13 protein-coding genes are annotated in these 15,309 nt (G+C 57.4%); 12 read left to right on the forward strand and 1 reads right to left on the reverse strand.

Annotation, left to right across the window (positions count from 1 at the left end; genetic code table 11):
- Positions 1-471 precede the first annotated feature (471 nt).
- The 12 genes from CAUR_RS02100 to CAUR_RS02155 all read left to right on the forward strand — a co-directional run bounded on the left by CAUR_RS02100 (position 472) and on the right by CAUR_RS02155 (position 14,067).
- Positions 472-1,830, forward strand: a complete 1,359-nt coding sequence (locus CAUR_RS02100; RefSeq protein WP_012256319.1) for a BCD family MFS transporter — start codon at positions 472-474, stop codon at positions 1,828-1,830.
- A gap of 30 nt (positions 1,831-1,860) precedes the next feature.
- Positions 1,861-2,682, forward strand: a complete 822-nt coding sequence (locus tag CAUR_RS02105) for a class I SAM-dependent methyltransferase (RefSeq protein WP_012256320.1) — start codon at positions 1,861-1,863, stop codon at positions 2,680-2,682.
- Complete coding sequence (gene bchF / locus CAUR_RS02110; RefSeq protein ID WP_242605027.1) at positions 2,679-3,170, forward strand: 2-vinyl bacteriochlorophyllide hydratase; 492 nt, start codon at positions 2,679-2,681, stop codon at positions 3,168-3,170. The genes CAUR_RS02105 and bchF overlap by 4 nt, the downstream gene beginning before the upstream one ends.
- A 60-nt stretch (positions 3,171-3,230) precedes the next feature.
- Positions 3,231-4,220: a zinc-binding dehydrogenase gene (locus tag CAUR_RS02115; RefSeq protein ID WP_012256322.1), complete on the forward strand. Its 990-nt coding sequence runs from the start codon at positions 3,231-3,233 to the stop codon at positions 4,218-4,220.
- 52 nt (positions 4,221-4,272) lie between these two features.
- Positions 4,273-5,508, forward strand: a complete 1,236-nt coding sequence (locus CAUR_RS02120) for a chlorophyllide a reductase iron protein subunit X (protein WP_012660438.1) — start codon at positions 4,273-4,275, stop codon at positions 5,506-5,508.
- Between the two features lie 206 nt (positions 5,509-5,714).
- The gene (locus CAUR_RS02125) at positions 5,715-6,467 is read left to right on the forward strand and encodes a DUF169 domain-containing protein (protein WP_012660440.1); all 753 of its coding nucleotides are present in this window, start codon (positions 5,715-5,717) and stop codon (positions 6,465-6,467) included.
- A gap of 5 nt (positions 6,468-6,472) precedes the next feature.
- Positions 6,473-6,667, forward strand: a complete 195-nt coding sequence (locus CAUR_RS02130) for a hypothetical protein (RefSeq protein WP_012660441.1) — start codon at positions 6,473-6,475, stop codon at positions 6,665-6,667.
- A gap of 138 nt (positions 6,668-6,805) precedes the next feature.
- Positions 6,806-7,918, forward strand: a complete 1,113-nt coding sequence (gene bchI / locus CAUR_RS02135) for a magnesium chelatase ATPase subunit I (protein WP_012256325.1) — start codon at positions 6,806-6,808, stop codon at positions 7,916-7,918.
- Between the two features lie 54 nt (positions 7,919-7,972).
- Complete coding sequence (gene bchD / locus CAUR_RS02140) at positions 7,973-9,877, forward strand: magnesium chelatase ATPase subunit D (protein ID WP_012256326.1); 1,905 nt, start codon at positions 7,973-7,975, stop codon at positions 9,875-9,877.
- A 1,202-nt stretch (positions 9,878-11,079) separates the two neighbouring features.
- A complete protein-coding gene (locus tag CAUR_RS02145) occupies positions 11,080-12,573 on the forward strand; it encodes a replication-associated recombination protein A (protein ID WP_012256327.1) in 1,494 nt (497 codons plus the stop codon).
- A gap of 76 nt (positions 12,574-12,649) precedes the next feature.
- Complete coding sequence (locus CAUR_RS02150) at positions 12,650-13,807, forward strand: NAD(P)/FAD-dependent oxidoreductase (protein WP_012256328.1); 1,158 nt, start codon at positions 12,650-12,652, stop codon at positions 13,805-13,807.
- Between the two features lie 14 nt (positions 13,808-13,821).
- Positions 13,822-14,067 carry a hypothetical protein gene (locus CAUR_RS02155; RefSeq protein ID WP_012256329.1) on the forward strand — a complete coding sequence of 82 codons (246 nt, stop codon included), beginning with the start codon at positions 13,822-13,824 and terminating at the stop codon, positions 14,065-14,067.
- Positions 14,068-14,510: 443 nt separating this feature from the next.
- On the opposite strand, the gene CAUR_RS02160 is transcribed toward CAUR_RS02155, so the two are convergent.
- The gene (locus CAUR_RS02160) at positions 14,511-15,278 is read right to left on the reverse strand and encodes an ABC transporter ATP-binding protein (protein ID WP_012256330.1); all 768 of its coding nucleotides are present in this window, start codon (positions 15,276-15,278) and stop codon (positions 14,511-14,513) included.
- Positions 15,279-15,309: the final 31 nt, after the last annotated feature.

A 15,309-nucleotide genomic window follows, 5' to 3' on the forward strand; every position in this document is an offset into this window, starting at 1 on the left:
ACGCGCCGGAGGCGTGCGCTCCCAGGGGAACTCTACAGGTATTGTCACCCTGTGCAAAAATCAGGCGTTTCAGGTAGAGAATTCATAACCATGCCGGCCATCAATTACTTATTGCAATACTTCCATGTACTATGCAATTGACAATCATACATTGTCAATTGAAGTTTCAGTCATCTGACACCGCATCATAAAGAGAAAATCAATACAATCAACCCACTCTATACCATTATTTAAGACATATATGCAAATTTTTGAGGTTGACAAGCGATTGCACAAATTTTGCAAATATTGCATATGTCTGTTCTATATGCTATACTCACGCTGAACGAAACATCCCGAACGCCTCAAAATATCCAGGAAGGGTCGCCGAGTCTGCCAGAAGCAATGGGTAAGACGCCCTGAAAAAATGTAGTGCAAACTCTGTGCTACACGTTGGTTCGCCTTTGACAAAGAACTAGAAAGGTGTGCGCAATGGGTCTGCTCCGTTTCGCCGTCAAGACCTTTCGCCTCTCGCTGATGCGGGTAGGCGCCGGATGGATGTTTGCCCTGCTCACGTTCAACTTCAACCGGGTGTCAATTTCAGACCTCGGCGCAATGGCAGTGATTGTTACCACCCTGATTGGTCTGCACCACTTCATCTCGTTCTTTCAGGTGTACTGGGGGCGATTCACCGACCGTTATCCGATCTTCGGTTTACGCCGCACACCTTACGTTATTCTGTCGAACGTAGGCGCTGCCCTTATCTTCCTCGCCTTGCCAAGTATTGCGGTTGGCCTGGGTGAGCGTTCCATTATTGCAACTATTGAAGCCTTCGCCCTCATCTTTTTGTTCGGTGTGCTGATGGCAATGAACGGTAGCTCGTCGAATGCGCTCATTGCCGAGGTCACCACACCGAAAGAGCGCGGGGCCGTCGTCGCCTTTATCTGGGCCACGGTGATTATCAGCGGTATCGTCTCGGCTGGTATCTCGCGCGTGATTATGCCGGTCTACTCACCGGAGGCTATGCAGCAGCTTTATAACCTGACCCCAATTATCGTGACGGTCACCGTGTTGCTGGGTGTGATCGGGCTGGAGAAGCCGATCTCGAAGGAAGAGCATCGCAAGCTGCTGGAGCAGGCTCCTGAGAAGGGCGAAGCCGGGCCGCTGGAGACGTGGCGAGTTGCGACCGGTCTGATGAAGCGGAATCCCCAGGTGCGTGGCTTTTTCGCCTTCGTACTGCTGGCAATTCTCGGTATCTTCCTGCAAGATGCAATCCTCGAACCGTTCGGGGCTGAGGTGTTCGGCATGCCGCAAAAAGACACGGCTGCATTCCAGCAGGCCTGGGGTGCCGGTGCATTGCTCGGTATGCTCGGCATTGGTATTCTCTCCAGCATCTTCCCCATCCAGAAGAAGACTATCGCTACTCTCGGTGGCCTGGGGGTAGCCGGTGGGCTGGCAATGTTGATGATTTCGGCTCTTACCCTGCACCGCGAGATTATCAGCCCGGCACTGCTCATTATGGGGTTGGGCATCGGTCTCTTCAACGTCGGCGCACTAGCGATGATGATGGAGATGACCGTCGAAGGGCAGACCGGTCTGTATATGGGGATGTGGGGTATGGCACAAGGCCTCGGCAATGGGTTTGCCAATGTGATCAGTGGTCTTGGCCATACGGTGATGATCGAAGGTGGTCTGGTCACGCCATCGGTTGGTTATGGACTGGTGTTCGGGTTGGAAGCTCTGCTGATGGTGCTGGCTATCGGCATTTTGCGCGGTATTTCGGTGCAGGAATTCAAGGGCCTGACCCGGCAGGAGATTACAACTGCGCTGGCAATGGATGCGGCATCATAGCTTGCAGCGCCTGGAGAGAAGAGACCCGGCATGCCGTTACCGATCACATTTGATCAAATTGCCGATGTGTACGATGCGCAACGTGCGCATCCCGCCGAGGTATCGACCGCGATTGGGCAGGCCATCGTCGATCAGGCCGGCAGTGGGGCACGAGTGCTTGAAATCGGGATCGGGAGTGGGCGTATTGCCCTGCCGGTCGCCGCTGCCGGTGCCACTGTCATCGGGATTGACATCTCGGCAGGTATGTTGCACGTTGCCCACCGACGGGCCGAAGAGACCGGCACACCACTTCATCTCGTGCAGGCCGATGCGCAATACCTTCCCTTTGCCACGGCAACCTTTGATGCGGTGCTGGCTGTACACGTGCTTCATCTGCTCCCGAACTGGCGCGCCGGACTGGCTGAGATGGTGCGCGTGACTCGCCCAGGCGGTGTGATCATTCAGGGTGTTGACTGGCGTGATCCGGCATCATGCGTTGGCTTGCTGCGCGGGCAATTACGGCAGACGGTGATGGATTTGCTTCCTGGTGCTCGCCCACCGGGCGCAGGTGCAGCAGTAAGCCAGCACCTGGCGAAGCTGGGAGCACCGGTGGTGGAAGAAGGGATTGTTGCGGCGCGCTGGCACCGCACGCTGAGTCCGGCAGAGGTGATTGCCGGTATGGCCGCACGCAGCGATGCAGAAACATGGGCATTAAGTGATGAGGTGTTGCAGACAGCCATTGAGCGTGTGCAAGGTTGGGCTGCGCAGCAATGGCCTGATCTCAACGAGAGGCAAGAAGTCGAACATCGATTTCTGCTCACCGTGAGTCGCGTCAGCACAGCACCGGCAAACGATCAACGTGGAGGAAGATGATGTATACACCCGAACAACTGGAACGCCGCAACCGATCACCCTGGACAAAAGCCCAGTTCATCCTGGCCCCAATCCAGTTCATCGTGTTCATCATCAGCTTTGCCCTGGTTATCCGCTATCTGGCAACTGGTGAAGGGTATTGGGTTGCGACAGTGAGCGTGTGGATCAAGATTGCGCTGATCTGGGCCTTGACCATCACCGGTATGCTGTGGGAACACGACATCTACGGTAAGTATTTCATGGCCCGTGAGTTCTTCTGGGAAGATTTGGGTAATCTGATTGCTATTCTGACCCACAATGCCTATTTCGTTGCCGTGTGGCTGCACCTCGATAGCCGCACGATCATGTGGGTGATGGTCTTCGCCTACGTCACATACCTCTTCAACGCCGGTCAATTTCTCTGGCGTGGCATCCGTTCGGCAAAGGAACGGCGTTTATTACAGGCGCAATTGCAGGCTCAATCAGCAGGTATGGCCAAACCATCATAACACCAACCGGTTCTCTGGGTGAAGATTACGCTGCGGCGTACTAGAAAGCGGATCGACTGTATGCCGATCAAGTCACGAGCAGTAGTTATTCCAAAGCGAAACACGATTGAGATTCGCACGGTGCAGGTTAATGAACCAAAAGCCGGTGATGTGCTGATCAAGACTGCCTTTACGTCGATTAGCGCCGGTACCGAACGGATGTTGCTTGATGGCCGGCTGCCCCAACCACAACTGCTCTTCCCGGTTGTGCCCGGCTACGAGACGGTTGGGCAGGTGGTGCAGGTTGGTAGTAAAGCACCGAAAGAATTGCTCGGTCAATGGGTGTATATCGGCGGTGCCCGCTGCTTCCGCGGCGTCAATGCGGCCTGGGGTGGACAGAGTGAGTACATTACCGCCGAACACGAACGAGTTGTGCCGCTTGGTTCGCTCGACCCGGCCACCGGGGTGTTGCTGGCTCTGGCCGCCACAGCACTGCACGGTATCAAAATCGGCCAGATTCGCCGCAGTGATCGGGTGCTGGTTTTGGGGCAGGGCATTGTCGGTCAACTGGCAGCCCGCCTGGCAAAATATGCCGGTGCTCAGCACGTGGCCGTCGCCGACCGGGTGGCAGTACGCTTGCAAGCCAGTCAGGCCGACCAGGTTATCGATGTTACCCGTGAGTCGCTTGACGAAGCTATCGGCGAAGCCAAGGTTGATGTGCTGATCGAGGCCACCGGCTCGATGGGTGCCTTGTCGGGAGCATTACCGCTCCTGGCTAACCACGGGCGAGTCGTGTTATTGGGCTACTACGACCACATCAACATTCCCTACGCACCGGTATTTATGCGTGAGGCGCAGATTCTGGTTGCGCGCGAGTGGGAATTCGGCCCTGATGGTGATCTGCCGCGGGTACGCGATTTGCTGGCTAATGGCGACTTGAAGGTTGATGGTCTGTTAACCCATCACGTCCCGCTCGACCGCATTCAGGCTGCTTATCGCCTGGCCCTGGAAGACCCGGCCTGTTTGAAGGTTGTTGTCACGTGGCCGCAAAACGGTACCGACGCAGCGTAGTACTCACTCGCCAAGGAGCAATGCGCATCAGCCTGGAAAGAGAGATGGCTTTATGCCCGCCCATCCAAAAACGAAACAACCAGGTTCAACAGCACGAATGCTCGCCGTCTACGGCAAAGGCGGCATGGGAAAATCATTCTTCACCACCAATCTGGTAAGCAAGCTGGCCCTGTTGGGAAATCGCGTGCTTCAGCTCGGTTGCGATCCCAAACACGATAGTTGCAATGCCCTGTTCGGCGGTATCAGTCTGCCAACACTCGGTGATGTCTGGCGCGAGTTCAAAGAAGCCGGGCGCGAAGAGGAGCTGGCCGCCCATCACGTCATCTTTAAGACCACCATCATGAATGGTGCGGCAACTGTCTATGGCTGTGAGATTGGCGGGCCGGAAGTAGGACGTGGCTGTGGTGGACGTGGAATCACGTTCGGCTTTGATATGCTCGAAAAGTTCGGCCTCAGCCAATGGGCGCTTGACTATGTGGTGATGGATTTTCTCGGCGATGTGGTCTGTGGTGGGTTTGCAACACCCCTCTCACGTTCACTGGCTGAAGAGGTCATCATTCTCTGCGGGAACGACCGGCAAAGCCTCTACGCTGCCAACAACATTGCCAGCGCGGCCAAATACTTCGCCAGCATGGGTGGGCGCACCAAACTGCTGGGGCTGGTGGTCAATCGCGACGACGGTAGCGGTGTGGCGGCCCGCTTCGCCGAAAAGATCAATCTGCCGGTACTGGCCAGCATTCCCCTGGATCGCAAAGTGCGCGAATTGGCCGATGCCTGTCAGTTAGCTTTGCAAGAGCCGCGTTTTGATGCTCTCTTTGACCGACTGGCGCGTCAGATCATCGACCGCACGTTGCCGACGGTCAAGATGGAAGAGGTACAACCTCTTCCATACAAAGAATTTCTCAGCGTCTTTGGAGCCGAAGAGCCAGATATTACGCCGACCGGAGCGACCGCTGAAGAATTGTTCGGTGACCACCAGGTACGCCAGCCGGCACCGGTGATCACGCTTGGCCTGATGGAGCGAGCGGTCGGCGAGAAGCCAGAGATGGATGCCCCAACCCGGCTGGTTGTCACCCGGTTGCTCAAAGAATTGGGTATGTACGTCACCGAAGCCAACCACGATCCGAAGAAGGGCATGACGCTAACGATTGATGGGCATACGACGGTGTGCATAGGTAACACCGACGATCTGGACAGCAAGATTGCCATCCTGGCGGCCTTGCAGCGTTCAGGAGAGCCGTTCCGCTACGTTGATCTGCGCCGACCGGCCAGCCCGTTCTACCGGTAAGCGGGCGCAGCATTGTAACCGCAGGTTGGATGATGGAGGTGGGCAATGTGGCTACGCCTTGCCAGACAAACCACTGAGTATCGGGTCGCGCCGCTCAGGTTACGGATACGCTGGTGGATCGAGGGATGGATATGGCGCTGGGGCCAAACTGCGGCGGCACTGAACGCGGAAAGCCCCGATTTACAAAACCCGTGGTGGAGGCGCTGATGAGTGAAAACGACGAAATCCCCGATCTGAAACTGCTCAATCGCCTCCTGGTGGAACGGATGCGGGTCAAACGGCGACCGGTCGCGATCACCTATTGTTACGATGGGCCACCACCGGGATACGAGCCGGTCAATGTGGTGGCGTGTGCGATTGTCCGCGAAGCCGAACAGGGGCGGCGCGTGTATGTTGATGCAAACCACCACGACTGTTGGGTAGGGCAGTACCACCTCGGTTTCAATCCTGATCCGGGGCCGTACATTACCCAGGGTATCTATCTGACCGATGCGCAGGGCTTTTATACACCGGAAGCCGCGGCGTGCAATAAACAGCAAAGCTACTCGTTACCGGCAGGGATGATCAAGGCACTGGCGGCGGCACCACTTGACGACGTACCAGATGGAGTACCGGTTGATCTGATGGTCTGTGTGGTTGATCCACAACGGGCAATGCAGATCGCCGGTGCAGCCAGTGTGCGCATCGGGACATTTCCGGTCGGTGAGTTGGGTGCCAGTGCGTGTGCCTCAATTTTTGCTGCACCCTGGCACACCAAAAATTCAGTGTTTGCCATTGGTGACGGCGGCGGACGAATGCATAATCGGCTCGATCCGAGTGAAATGTTCGTTTCCATCCCGCGATCACATTTGCGCTACGTGGTAGAATTAATAGAGAACTTCCGTATCGATCCGCAGAAAATGCGTGAAGTCATTATGCCGTCGTATGCTGCAAAAGCTCAACAGTCGCGAGAGGAGTGAACACTATGCCAAGCGGACTCGGAGAAGCCACCCAAATGATTGGTCCGTTGACGCCGGCAATCCTGTGTTGGGCCAGTTTGATTTTGACCGTTCTGGGTCTTGGTCTGACGTTCTTGTGGACGAATATCACTGCCTACGCACGTCGTACTCGCACCGGACGCAAGCCGACGGCCGGCTCCGTGATTAAATCACAGCGTTAGACCGGCTTCACACAGGATAACGGAATACCGTCGCCAGGAAGGAAGCACAGCATAGCTCTGTCTGTCCTGCCTGGTCAGGTTCGTTGCAGGCAGGCGGCTCCACGCCTGCCGTTTTATTGCGTACAAAGGTAACGTCAGATGAGCAAAGAACACGTGCAAACAATCGCAACCGACGACGTATCGAAGAATGGTCATACCCCACCGACAAACGCCTCAACACCCCCCTACCCGTTTGTGGCGATTGTTGGTCAGGCTGAACTGAAGCTGGCTCTTTTGCTGTGTGTGGTCAACCCAACTATCGGCGGCGTGATGGTGATGGGGCATCGCGGGACGGCCAAATCAACCGCGGTACGGGCACTGGCAGCTATGTTGCCGCCGATCAAAGCGGTTGCCGGCTGTCCGTATTCGTGCGCGCCCGACCGCACGGCCGGGCTGTGCGATCAGTGTCGGGCGTTAGAACAGCAATCCGGTAAAACGAAAAAGCCTGCGGTGATAAATATTCCGGTGCCGGTGGTAGACCTGCCCCTCGGTGCCACCGAAGATCGCGTCTGCGGTACTCTCGACATCGAACGAGCGTTGACTCAGGGTGTACAGGCATTCGCCCCTGGCCTGCTGGCCCGCGCCAATCGCGGCTTTCTCTATATTGATGAAGTGAATCTGCTCGAAGACCATCTGGTTGACGTGTTACTCGACGTAGCGGCATCAGGTGTCAACGTGGTTGAACGAGAGGGTGTCAGCGTGCGCCACCCGGCCCGCTTCGTACTGGTGGGATCGGGAAACCCTGAAGAGGGTGATCTGCGGCCCCAGCTTCTCGACCGGTTCGGTCTGCATGCCCGCATCACCACCATTACCGATGTGAGCGAGCGGGTCGAGATTGTCAAGCGACGACGTGAATACGACGCCGATCCGTTTGCGTTTGTCGAAAAATGGGCCAAAGAGACCCAGAAACTACAACGCAAAATCAAGCAAGCCCAACGGCGTTTACCAGAGGTAATCTTGCCCGATCCGGTACTCTACAAGATTGCCGAACTGTGCGTCAAACTTGAGGTTGATGGTCACCGCGGTGAACTCACCCTGGCCAGAGCAGCAACCGCCCTGGCCGCGCTCGAAGGCCGGAATGAGGTCACCGTACAGGACGTGCGCCGAATCGCAGTACTGGCATTGCGCCATCGGTTGCGCAAAGACCCGCTCGAAACCCAGGACGATGCAGTACGGATTGAGCGCGCCGTTGAAGAGGTGTTGGTACCGTAACGCGACGTGAGCCTGACAACATTATCATCACAGTCGCTGTTGAAGGAACCTGATATGGTGCAAAAAGCCATTGCATTACCGGCAGCGCCTCTGCCATTCACGGCAATTGTTGGCCTGGATACGGCCCGGCAGGCGCTGCTGTTGCTGGCGGTTGATCCATCACTGGCCGGGGTTGCGATTGGGGCCGGCGCCGGCACCGGCAAAAGCGCACTGGTACGGGCTTTTGCCCGTATGCTGGCCGGTGGTCGTGAATTTGATCCGACCATCCCCTGGCAGTTGGTCGAGATGCCGGTCGGCGTGAGCGAAGATCGACTGCTGGGGGGGATAGATATTGAAGCAACCCTGGCGACGGGTGAGCGTGTCCATCGCAGCGGTCTGCTGGCCCGCGCCAATGGCGGCATGCTCTATGTGGATAGTGTGAATCTGCTCGATGACAGCACGATCAACCATATTTTGAGCGCACTCGATAGCGGTGTTGTGCGGGTCGAACGGGAGGGAATTTCGGTCGTTGAACCGGCCCGCTTCGTGTTGCTGGTAACTTACGATCCGGCAGAAGGGCCACCTCGTCGCCACTTACTCGACCGCCTGGGATTGATTGTGGCGCCAATTGGGAAAGCGCCGGTAACGACCAGAGCTGAAGTGGTGCGTCGTAACTTGCAACCCGGCACCGATTACGAAGATGACGAAGCGCTGGTATTGGCCGGCATCCTGGCTGCACGTGAGCTATTGCCTTCAGTCACCATCAGTGATGAGCAGGTCCAGCAGTTGAGCCTGACAGCGATGGCACTCGGTATTGAAGGTCATCGTGCCGACCTGTTTGCAGTACGTGCAGCCCGCGCCGCCGCTGCACTGGCCGGACGGGAAGAGGTGAATAACGACGATCTCGAACTGGCAGTACGATTGGTCATGCTGCCACGCGCAACCCGCCTCCCCGAAATGACGCCGGAAGAGGCCGGGCCGCCGCCACCACCGGAACCGGCGCCACCTCCGCCATCACCAGAGAATAGTGACGATGAGCAGCGCGACGATGAAGAGGAAAAACCACCGCAGCCGCCTGAAGACGAGCTGACCATCGAAGAGCTGATTCTGGCAGCGATGGAGACTGATGTGCCGCCAGACATTCTCGAAACACCGTTTACCGTGCGGCGACGCGGACGGAGCGGCTCACGCGGCACAATTTCGGGTCAGCGCGGGCGACATATCCGCTCGGTGCCGGGGAAACCGGCTCAGGGACGGCTCGATGTCATTGCCACGCTGCGGGCAGCCGCGCCATGGCAACGGATTCGGGCAGCGGAATACCATCCCCACCGACGCGGACGTATCCATCTGCGTGCTGATGATTTGCATATCAAGAAATATCGCTCGAAGGCAGGAACGCTCTTCTGCTTTCTGGTTGATGCCAGCGGTTCGATGGCGCTGCACCGGATGCGCCAGGCCAAGGGAGCGGTTAATGCGCTCTTGCAACAGGCCTACGTTCACCGCGACCAGGTAGCGTTACTGGCATTCCGTGGCGAACGCGCCGACCTGCTACTCCCCCCATCACAAAGCGTCGAGCTGGCCAAACGCGCCCTCGATGTCTTGCCAACCGGTGGTGGTACCCCCCTGGCCGCAGCCCTCCTCGCTGCGTACCAGATTAGCGAACAGGCCCGCTCACGAGGCATCTTCCGCACAACTATCGTCTTGATCACCGATGGACGGCCAAACGTCCCGCTCAAAGCCGATCCGACGATGGACAAAGCACGGCGACTCGAACAGGCCCGGCAAGAAGTGCAACAACTGGCCGGTCGGCTGCGTGCCGCCGGTGTTGGCGCGGTTGTGATCGACACCCAGCGCAGCTTTGTGTCGCGTGGTGAAGCACAACAACTGGCGGCCTGGCTGGGTGGACGTTATGTCTACCTGCCTAACGGACGAGGTGATCAGATCGCCAACGCGGTGATTGCAGCCAGTGAGGAGGGTTAACACTGTAGAAGCAGGTTCCTGGAGCTGACATCATCAAACCGGCATACACCATCTGAGCTGGCGTGTACCGCACAGCCGCGATGTCGCGCCGAGAGTATCGAGAGTATAAGGTGATGGGGCGACGCGGGTCGCCCCACATTTGTGTATAAGCACGTCCTCTTCGAGTAGGGGATAATATCAAGTCTCAACCAATACTGTACATCATCGCTGCAACATCAATCGTCATCGATCATCCCTTTCACCGTGTTTTGTTGCGTTGTTAGCAATGCACCGGTGCAATTCCCCGTGGGGCTGACTTCCAGCCTGCGTTCATACTTCCCTTTCACCAGAGTCACGTACCGGCGAGAGAAACCGCTACGACCCGCGCCTGATTGTGAGCACGACTGGAGCGGCAGCGTGGCTGCCACACTCCAAACCGTGCGACACGTGCACGACGAGCGGGTAAGACAACCCATCCAGCACATGCTGGCACGGCTGGAGCGCGCACTGCCACCGGGCCAGTCGCCCAAAACAGCACATGTGGCGATCATACTCACTGATAAGTGCGTGGTTAACACCATACAATAGTTGTGGGTAATGCATAGGCGACGGGAAGGGGTGCCTTCAGCCCCGAAGAGGCGTGCAGGTCGTGAGGGAGGGTTTCAGGAGTCGGCGGGAGCGGTTGCCTGCTCGCTTTAGCCAAGCTCCACCGTGACTTACACGCTTCAGGTAGGGCTTCAGCCCACAAGACCCGGCGGGACTGGTCTGGCAGCGGGGGCAGGTTGTCGTGCGGCAGGATGTTCGCGCTCCAGGGTATGCCAGCGCTTGCACACCATAATAGGGTAGAACTCTCGTTAAATGACACCTGAAGTAACAACACCGGTAACCGCATCCGGCTACCGGTGTCGTGTATTCGGCAACCCGCCGCCGAGGGATTATGAGGAAGGCGGAAGAGGGCTAGCGGGGAACAACAGAGGTAATGTACAGTTGTTTTTTGAGGTTCGCTACAGTTGCCCCCCCAACGACGGGTGTTGCCTTCTCTACACACCTATAGCATACGACACAGAGTTACGCCAGACAATAGTTCTTTACTCCCCCCTTCTATGACCCATGTGGTTTGCATATACTGGTATTAACATATTCGCTCAAACCAGCACCGGCCAGTTCGCCGAATATGCTACAATCAAGGATAGTACAACCAGGGACTTACCGAAGCGTTGGCTATGCCACCTAAACCACGAGGAACAACTCTGTTCGATGCCCAACGACAGCAGGCGCTGCAACAACAGGCGCCACTGGCTGCCCGTATGCGCCCGCGCACACTCGAAGAGTTCGTTGGACAGCATCATCTTGTCGGTGAAGGCAAACTGCTCCGGCGAGCGATTGCGAATGATCAGCTCTTTTCGCTGATTCTGTGGGGGCCACCCGGCAGCGGGAAGACGACGCTGGCGCAAATTATTGCGCACAGCACGAAAGCCCACTTCGAGCCGATAAGTGCAGTTAGTGCCGGAGTAAACGATTTGCGGCGAGTGGTGCAAGAGGCGCAAGACCGGCTCGGTATGTTCCAGCAGCGCACGGTAGTCTTTATCGACGAGATTCATCGCTTTAACAAGAGCCAGCAAGACGCAATCTTGCCCTACGTCGAAGATGGCACCATCATTTTGATCGGGGCAACGACTGAAAATCCATCCTTCGAGGTCAATTCAGCGCTCCTCTCGCGGGCCAGGGTCTTCAAACTCGAAGCCCTTACCGATGAAGAGATCGGGGTTCTGATTGACCGGGCACTCACCGACCGGGAACGCGGTTTGGGGGATTTGAAAATTATGCTGGCTCGTGATGCGCGTGACTACCTGGTCAATATGGCAAACGGTGATGCGCGGACGGCGCTGAATGCCCTCGAAGCAGCGGCGCGCTCGAAACCGCCGGCGATTGGCGAAACCCGGTTGATCACCGTCGATGATATTCGTGATGCGCTGCAAAGCCGGGCTGTGCGCTACGACAAGCACGGTGAACTGCATTACGATGCAATTTCGGCGTTGCACAAGAGTGTCCGCGATAGCGATCCCGACGGCGCACTCTACTGGTTGGGGCGGATGCTCGATGGCGGTGAAGACCCTCTCTATATTGCGCGACGCCTGGTGCGGATCGCCGTCGAAGACATTGGGCTGGCCGATCCGCAGGCACTCCCGCAAACAATCGCTGCCCAACAAGCGGTTCACTTTCTCGGTCAACCGGAAGGTGAACTGGCGCTGGCGCAGGCCGTGGTTTATCTTTGTCTGGCACCGAAGAGTAATGCGCTCTACCGGGCTTATGGTGCGGTGCAACGCGACGTTGCCGAGACGCGGAACGAACCGGTACCGCTCCATTTACGAAACGCGCCAACGCAGTTGATGAAACGGTTAGGCTACGGTAAGGGGTATGAATACGCTCACGACCTGCCGGAGGGGCGTTCGGATCAGGAGCATCTCCCGCCCAATCTGGCCGGACGCATCTATTACGAGCCGACCGGGCGAGGGTTTGAAGCTGAGGCGCGTGAGCGATTGGCCTGGCGTGAAAAGCGACGCCTGCAAACGCCACCGACCCCACCACCAGTATCAGAGCCGGCACCCGGCGAAGAGTCGCAATTACCACCCGACGAGCTGGCACCCGGTGAAGAGCCGCAACTGCCACCTGCTGCTTCTGCATCACGGCGGCGTGAAAAGCGGGGTAAGGTATAGCACGTGAACGATGCATTGAAAAACGTAAAAACAAAGGACGCGCCAATGGCGGCGCACATCAGGCGAGGTGAGATGTATGATTGAGCGGGCACAAGTGGTTATTATTGGTGCAGGTGTAATCGGCGCCAGTATTGCTTTTCATCTGGCCGAACGTGGCCTGCGCGACGTGATCATCCTGGAGCGTGAAGAGACCGAAATCAGCGGTAGTACGGCCCGCTCGGCGGCGGGAGTGCGCCATCAATTTTCATCGCGTACCAATGTGCTGTTGTCACGCTATAGCATCGAGCGTTTACGCCATTTCGAGGAAGAAGTTGGTGGTCACGCCGAATTACGTCAAGTTGGCTACCTGTTTTTGATCAACGACGAGCAGACCTGGGCGCAATACATGCGCAACGTGGCGATGCAGCGCGAGTTGGGGGTGCGGGTCGAGGTTTTAACCCCCGCTGAAGCAGCCCGCTTCATCCCGCAGATGCGGACTGACGATCTGATCGGTGCCACGTTTGGCCCCGATGACGGATACTGCGATCCTTACGGTATCGCCCTGGGTTATCTGCGTGCTGCGCAGCGCCACGGCGTGCGATTGTACCGGGGGAGACCGGTCACCGGCTTTCACATCCAGGGTGGTCGGGTGACGGCAGTTGAAACACCAGCCGGTACGGTGGGTTGTGAGTTCGTGATCAACTGCGCTGGACCGTGGGCCGGTGAAGTCGCCGCCCTGGCAGGTCTTGATCTGCCGGTACGACCATACCGACGGAATGTGTATATGACGACACCCTTCCCGGCGATCAGTGCCCCAATTCCACTGACGATAGATGTAGGCAGCGGTTTCTATATGCGGCGCGAGGGGCAGAGCATTCTGATGGGGCGGTCAAACCCCAATGAGCCAAGCAGTACCAACACAAATGTGGACTGGGACTGGTTGGAGGCAGTGATCGAGGCCGGTATCCACCGCTTCCCCATTCTCGAAACAGCCGGGCTGGCCGAGCAGCAGTGCTGGGCCGGGTTGTACGAGATTACGCCTGATCATAACCCGATTCTCGGTCGTCACCCCGATCTGGCCGGTTACATTGATGCCAGTGGGTTTAGCGGTCACGGCATTATGCACGCACCGGCTACGGGCTTACTCATCGCTGAAGAGGTGATCGACGGTCGAGCACATACGATCAACATCGACGAATTGCGGATCGACCGATTCCGCAGTGGTCATCTGGCATCCGAATTTAATGTGATTTAGCGAGGTGATTTCCAATGACACTCGATGAAGCAATTGCCGAGATCAAGCGCCGGATTGCCGAGGTTAGTCCCAGCGCAGTCACGCGCGTCACCCGGGTTTCAGCAGAAGAGGCCAGCATCCGCGCTTACGCCCCTGCTGCCGATGAGCAAGCGATTAAGAATGCAACCAACGAGTTCACGCTATCGCTCTTGACGAATGAAGGGCTTGAGGTGCAGGTGCTGGTGTACGATATTACGACTTCTTTGCCACCAGAAGAGTAGAACCCACGTACAAACAGACACTAGAGGAACAGGGAGGGGTGACACATATGTCGCCCCTTCGTTATTGCTACAGACCATACCAGATGGTCGGGTGTGTCATTGCCCGGTGCTGCCTGTGAGCGCCTGGCTTTCTGGCACCGGCGAGGATAACGTCCGCGCACCGTAAAGGTTGTGAGGTCGGGCAGCGCGGCAGCAGGGCTGCTGTACGCCATACGAACGGTGATACATTGGCTAACGCTACCGGTGAGGGTGCGGCAGTGAGGTCAGGCGTGCGGCAGTATGGCTGCTGTACGCCATACGAACGGTGATGCATTGGCTAACGCTACCGGTGAGGGTGCGGCAGCGAGTTCAGGCGTGCGGCAGCAGAGCAGTCGCACGCCAGGTTGACGGCATTCTGCCGCTAAACCGCGAAGGCATCCTGACGGAGATGCTCGAATGCGGTGCTACGCATAGCGTTCGCCCTCCATCAAAACGGCCTGCAACTGGCGTTTCAATCGCGCAAACGCTTGATCTGTCACCAACGCATACGAGCGTGGTCGGGGGAGTTCGACCCGGACTTCGAGGGCAATCCGGGCTGGCCGGGGCGTGAGCACATAGATGCGATCTGCCAGAATGATCGCTTCATCAATGTCATGCGTCACCAGAAGCACGGTACGGTCGAGGCGATCCCACAATGACAGTAACCACTGCTGTAATTGAGCACGGGTAAGCGCATCGAGAGCACCAAATGGCTCATCGAGGAGCATGACTGGCCGATGCCAGAGCACTGTACGCAGAAATGCCGCCCGTTGCCGCATGCCACCAGACAACATTGCCGGTCGGGCATCGCCCCACCCTTGTAAGCCGAAATCGGCCAGGAGCGCCCGCGCTTCCCGGCGTGCGGCTGCAACATCGCCGCCCTGCACGACGGTCGCCAGGACCGCATTCTCTACCACCGACAGCCAGGGTAGCAGGGCATCGCGCTGTGGCATGTAGGCAACCTGACCACGGCAACCGGTAACATCATTCCCATCAATCACCACTGCCCCGGCATCAGGGGTTTCCAGTCCCGCGATGATGTTGAAGAGGGTCGTTTTGCCGCTGCCGCTTGGCCCAATTACCGCCACAAATTCTCCTGCCGCAACCTGCATATTCAGGCCATCCAGCACGACGACCGGGCCGGTAGGGGTTGTAAACGTTTTGCGGATCGCCCGTATCTCAAGCGTTGCCATATGTGTACCTGGTGCCGGTATGACCGGCATA

Origin of the sequence: Chloroflexus aurantiacus J-10-fl (assembly GCF_000018865.1) — a bacterium.
Lineage (GTDB): Bacteria > Chloroflexota > Chloroflexia > Chloroflexales > Chloroflexaceae > Chloroflexus > Chloroflexus aurantiacus.

What these genes read in the sequence shown, in the direction of transcription:
- CAUR_RS02100 (WP_012256319.1), top strand. Translation starts at nt 472, where the DNA reads ATGGGTCTGCTCCGTTTCGCCGTCAAGACCTTTCGCCTCTCGCTGATG.
- CAUR_RS02105 (WP_012256320.1), top strand. Translation starts at nt 1,861, where the DNA reads ATGCCGTTACCGATCACATTTGATCAAATTGCCGATGTGTACGATGCG.
- bchF (WP_242605027.1), top strand. Translation starts at nt 2,679, where the DNA reads ATGATGTATACACCCGAACAACTGGAACGCCGCAACCGATCACCCTGG.
- CAUR_RS02115 (WP_012256322.1), top strand. Translation starts at nt 3,231, where the DNA reads ATGCCGATCAAGTCACGAGCAGTAGTTATTCCAAAGCGAAACACGATT.
- CAUR_RS02120 (WP_012660438.1), top strand. Translation starts at nt 4,273, where the DNA reads ATGCCCGCCCATCCAAAAACGAAACAACCAGGTTCAACAGCACGAATG.
- CAUR_RS02125 (WP_012660440.1), top strand. Translation starts at nt 5,715, where the DNA reads ATGAGTGAAAACGACGAAATCCCCGATCTGAAACTGCTCAATCGCCTC.
- CAUR_RS02130 (WP_012660441.1), top strand. Translation starts at nt 6,473, where the DNA reads ATGCCAAGCGGACTCGGAGAAGCCACCCAAATGATTGGTCCGTTGACG.
- bchI (WP_012256325.1), top strand. Translation starts at nt 6,806, where the DNA reads ATGAGCAAAGAACACGTGCAAACAATCGCAACCGACGACGTATCGAAG.
- bchD (WP_012256326.1), top strand. Translation starts at nt 7,973, where the DNA reads ATGGTGCAAAAAGCCATTGCATTACCGGCAGCGCCTCTGCCATTCACG.
- CAUR_RS02145 (WP_012256327.1), top strand. Translation starts at nt 11,080, where the DNA reads ATGCCACCTAAACCACGAGGAACAACTCTGTTCGATGCCCAACGACAG.
- CAUR_RS02150 (WP_012256328.1), top strand. Translation starts at nt 12,650, where the DNA reads ATGATTGAGCGGGCACAAGTGGTTATTATTGGTGCAGGTGTAATCGGC.
- CAUR_RS02155 (WP_012256329.1), top strand. Translation starts at nt 13,822, where the DNA reads ATGACACTCGATGAAGCAATTGCCGAGATCAAGCGCCGGATTGCCGAG.
- CAUR_RS02160 (WP_012256330.1), bottom strand. Translation starts at nt 15,278, where the DNA reads ATGGCAACGCTTGAGATACGGGCGATCCGCAAAACGTTTACAACCCCT.